The organism is Pseudomonas carassii (assembly GCF_036324045.1).
GTDB classification, from domain to species: Bacteria; Pseudomonadota; Gammaproteobacteria; order Pseudomonadales; family Pseudomonadaceae; genus Aquipseudomonas; species Aquipseudomonas peradeniyensis.
In genome coordinates this window covers 1-3593 of the sequence record NZ_JAZDCT010000074.1, presented here as the reverse complement: position 1 = coordinate 3593, position 3593 = coordinate 1, and the positions used below count along the sequence as shown (strand labels likewise).

Genomic DNA, 3593 nt, shown 5'->3' with positions numbered 1-3593 from the left:
CGGGGGGGGGCTGCGTGGGAGCGGGCTTGCCCCGCGATAGCGCCCGCACAGGCACCGACCATTTCAGGGAGAACAACCATGACCACAGACAACACCCCCACCACCGTCGGCAAGACCAAGTTCTACCAGGGCGAAGGCATGACCGACCCGCTGTTCTGCATCGAGCCCGGCATCCCCTGCCAGCACGCCCGCGACCAGGCCTCGGAGCTGATGGGCTGCGTACGCGACCTGACCATCACCGGGATCATGGAGGAAAAGCCCCAGTTGCTCTGGGCCTCGTATTACCTGAGCGCCCTGGCCAAGGCATTGATGGATGATGCCGAACTAGGCATGAAGCACTGAACAGGGAACAACGCGGCGCCATAGGTGTGTAGGGCCAAGGCGTCGCAACCCGTCTCGGGTGCCGTGGCTAGGGCACTACCCCGCGACACCGGCATAGGACGCCACCAACGCCTCCTTCGCCGCCTTGCGCAGCTTCTTCACCAACCGCTCCTGGCGCAAAGCCTCGCCCTTGTCCGGCCATTGCTCCACATACACCAGCGCCTGCGCCGGGCTGGTCTTGAAATAGCGCGCGCCCTGCCCTTTCTGGTGCTTGATGAAGCGCCGCTGCGGATCGTCGCTGATACCGCAGTACAACGAGCCATTGGCGGCACGAACCAGGTAGACGTACCAGGGTTTGCAGTCGGGGGAAGGCGCTGTTTCGCTCACGGCTCGGTTCGGTGCAACGGAAGAAGGCCGCCAGCTTAACGCCTCAGCGCGCCTGCTGGAATGCGCGAAGCCCCTTGAACGCCTGTTGGCGCACCTTGTTCTGCAGCATCGGCGTCCAGCCCAGCAGCACGCCCGGCATGCCCAGCGCCTGACGCGCCCAGCGCCACAGGTCAAAGGTATCGTCGTGCTGGCAGATCAGCCCGTCGCGGATCACGAAGCGCGCCTGGATATCGTTGACCACCACCCGCCCGGTCTGGCTGAACAGGTAAGTCGCCACCCAGTGCGCGCCATCGCTGCGCACGTCGTCGAAGGTCAGGGTGAAGTCCTTGGCGCGGGCGGTGAGCATCCGCCACATGTCACCCGCGTCACGCCCGCGCAGGGTGCCGAAGACCGGGTCGCTGAAGACGATGTCTTCGCTGTAGCAGGCCACCATGGCCTCGGCGTCCAGGCGCTGGAAAGCCTGGTAGAAACGGGTGATCAGGGCGCTGTTGGCATCGCTCATGGACTGTTCCTGCGCAAGGTGCGAAACCCGCAAGATACTGCCTGGATGCCAGCAACACCATGCCCATTCGCGTCATGAATGACGATCACGGATCAAGCCAGTGCCTCAAACGTGCTCGCTGCTGACCTGCACATGCAGCGCGCGCCCGGCGCCGAGACCGAACAGGATCGCCCCGACGCCCAGCACCGCGAAGATCCAGCCCACCGCGCTCCAGCCACCGGTCAAGTCATGCACCAGGCCCACCGCGAACGGCCCCATGGATGCCAGCGTGTAGCCCACGCCCTGGGCCATGCTCGACAGGTTCGCCGCCACATGGGCGTCCCCGGAGCGCAGCACAATCAGGGTCAGTGCCAAGGCGAAGGTGCCGCCCTGCCCCAGCCCGAGCAAGATTGCCCAGCCCCACAGCCCCTCGATCGGCGCATACAGGCAGCCGAATAGCCCGCCCAGGGTCACCAGCATCACCACCAGGATGGCCAGGCGCTGGTCCTTGCCCCGCGTGGCCAGCCAGGGCGCGCTCAGGGAGCTGATCAGTTGCACGATCACCGAACCGGACAGCACCAGCCCCGCCTCGGTCGGGCTCAGCCCGCGGCCGATCAGGATCGAAGGCAGCCAGCCGAACACGATGTAGGCCAGTGACGACTGCAGGCCCATGTACAGCGTCACCTGCCAGGCCAGCGGGTCGCGCCACAGGCCGCGCACGCGGTAGGCCACCTTGTGCACGCCATGACCCTGACGGGATTGGGGCAGCCAGACCAGCATCGCCAGCAGGGCAGGCAGCAGCCAGAAGCCCAGCCCCAGTGCCCAGCTGTCATCGAAGTGGCGGGTCAAGGGCACCGTGGCCCCGGCGGCCATCGCGGCGCCCAGGCACAGCGCCATGGTATAGACGCCGGTCAGGGTACCAGCGTGCTGGGGGAAGTCACGCTTGACGATACCTGGCAACAACACACCGATGATGCCGATGCTCGCCCCCGCCATCAGGCTGCCGAGGAACACACCAGTGGCGCCCAGGGTGCTGCGCACCAGGATGCCCAGCGCCAGGGTCAGCAGAATGCCGAAGATCACCCGCTCGCTGCCGAAACGTCGCGCCAGGATCGGCGCCAGCGGCGCGAACAGGCCCAGGCACAGTACCGGCAAGGTGGTCAGCAGCCCGGCTTGCGAAGCGCTGAGCCCCAACCCTTCGGACACCTGGCCGAGCAGTGGCGACATGCTCGACAGCGCCGGACGCAGGTTCAGCGCCACCAGCACCAGGCCCAGCAGCAACAGCCAGGGCCTGCGCAGCACGACAGGTTGTTGCTGGACCTGCTCGTCGTCGGCTTCGGCGTCGATCAGCAGTTCTTCGAGCTCCGCCTCGCGGGGAGCGGTATTGCGGGTCAGTTGTTCGGCCATGGCCTTCTCGTTGTCAGGATTCGATGAGGGTCCGGCTCAGGTGCTTGGCCCGCTCCGGATCGCGTTGTTCGAGGGCGTCGAGGATCTGCCCGTGCAGGTCGAACACGGCCTGGCAGCGGGGGACGGTGGTCATGTTGTGCTGCAGGGCGGCGCGGACCACGCTGGAGAAGTAGCGGTACAGCTCGCTCAAGGCGGGGTTGTGGGCGGCGTCCACCAGGCGCTGGTGGAACACCAGGTCGCATTCGACGTAGGCGTCGACATCGCCATGGAAGTGCCGCGCGCTGTGTTCCAGGGCCTCGCGCAAGGCCTGCAGGTCGGCGTCGGTGCGGCGCACGGCGGCCAGGCCAATGGCTTCCGCTTCAAGGATATGGCGGGTTTCGCGGGCGTGTTCGACTGCGCAGCGGGACATGACCTGCACGGCCTGCAAGGGGTCCACGGCGGTACGCAGGTAGCTGCCGTCGCCCTGGCGGATTTCCACCAGGCCGCTGAAGGCCAGGACGCGCATGGCTTCACGGACGGTGTTGCGGCTGATGCCCAGGTCGCTGGCCAGCTCTGGTTCTGTGGGCAGGCGTTGGCCTATCGACCAGGTGCCCTTGGCGATGCGGTCGCGGAGCTGGTCTACGGCTTGTTCTACCAGGGAGCGTTTGATGAGCGGGGTCACGGGGTGGGCACGTCCAGTCATCGGATGAATTTTCTTGGGGTTGGACGATAGCGGTTGATGAGGGTTGGGGCAAGGGTTCGGGTTCGGGTTCGGGTTCGGGTTCGGGTTCGGGTTCGGGTTCGGGTTCGGGTTCGGGTTCGGGTTCGGGTTCGGGTTTCAGGGTGTGGGTTTTGATTTTTTTATGCGCATTCGTAGACGATATCGACATTTAGTCACCTTTCCGCCCTTACGGCGGGTTACTTTGGTCTTGGCCAAAGTAACCAAAGCCGCCCCGCTCCGTTCATCCGGCCCCTACGCTGCGCTCCGGGGTCCCCTCGCTCCGTTCTTGCTCCCGGG

Annotated in this window: 5 protein-coding genes; 1 reads left to right on the top strand and 4 read right to left on the bottom strand. The window is 65.9% G+C overall.

The window, feature by feature from the left end:
* Positions 1 to 78: 78 nt before the first annotated feature.
* Complete coding sequence (locus tag V0R62_RS26535) at positions 79 to 342, top strand: DUF3077 domain-containing protein (RefSeq protein ID WP_050704112.1); 264 nt, start codon at positions 79 to 81, stop codon at positions 340 to 342.
* 75 nt (positions 343 to 417) lie between these two features.
* Here V0R62_RS26535 and V0R62_RS26530 read toward each other — a convergent pair whose 3' ends face one another.
* The 4 genes from V0R62_RS26530 to V0R62_RS26515 form a co-directional block, all read right to left on the bottom strand.
* Positions 418 to 708, bottom strand: a complete 291-nt coding sequence (locus tag V0R62_RS26530; protein ID WP_262953020.1) for a GIY-YIG nuclease family protein — start codon at positions 706 to 708, stop codon at positions 418 to 420.
* 43 nt (positions 709 to 751) lie between these two features.
* The gene (locus V0R62_RS26525; RefSeq protein ID WP_198745794.1) at positions 752 to 1210 is read right to left on the bottom strand and encodes a nuclear transport factor 2 family protein; all 459 of its coding nucleotides are present in this window, start codon (positions 1208 to 1210) and stop codon (positions 752 to 754) included.
* 105 nt (positions 1211 to 1315) lie between these two features.
* The gene (locus V0R62_RS26520; RefSeq protein ID WP_330105810.1) at positions 1316 to 2596 is read right to left on the bottom strand and encodes a CynX/NimT family MFS transporter; all 1281 of its coding nucleotides are present in this window, start codon (positions 2594 to 2596) and stop codon (positions 1316 to 1318) included.
* A gap of 13 nt (positions 2597 to 2609) precedes the next feature.
* Positions 2610 to 3278 (bottom strand): FadR/GntR family transcriptional regulator, encoded by a 669-nt coding sequence (locus V0R62_RS26515; RefSeq protein ID WP_330105809.1) that lies wholly within the window; start codon positions 3276 to 3278, stop codon positions 2610 to 2612.
* Positions 3279 to 3593 lie beyond the last annotated feature (315 nt).

Excerpts from the sequence above, each read along its gene's own strand:
- V0R62_RS26535 (WP_050704112.1), top strand. The coding sequence starts at position 79 with ATGACCACAGACAACACCCCCACCACCGTCGGCAAGACCAAGTTCTAC.
- V0R62_RS26525 (WP_198745794.1), bottom strand. The coding sequence starts at position 1,210 with ATGAGCGATGCCAACAGCGCCCTGATCACCCGTTTCTACCAGGCTTTC.
- V0R62_RS26515 (WP_330105809.1), bottom strand. The coding sequence starts at position 3,278 with ATGACTGGACGTGCCCACCCCGTGACCCCGCTCATCAAACGCTCCCTG.
- V0R62_RS26520 (WP_330105810.1), bottom strand. The coding sequence starts at position 2,596 with ATGGCCGAACAACTGACCCGCAATACCGCTCCCCGCGAGGCGGAGCTC.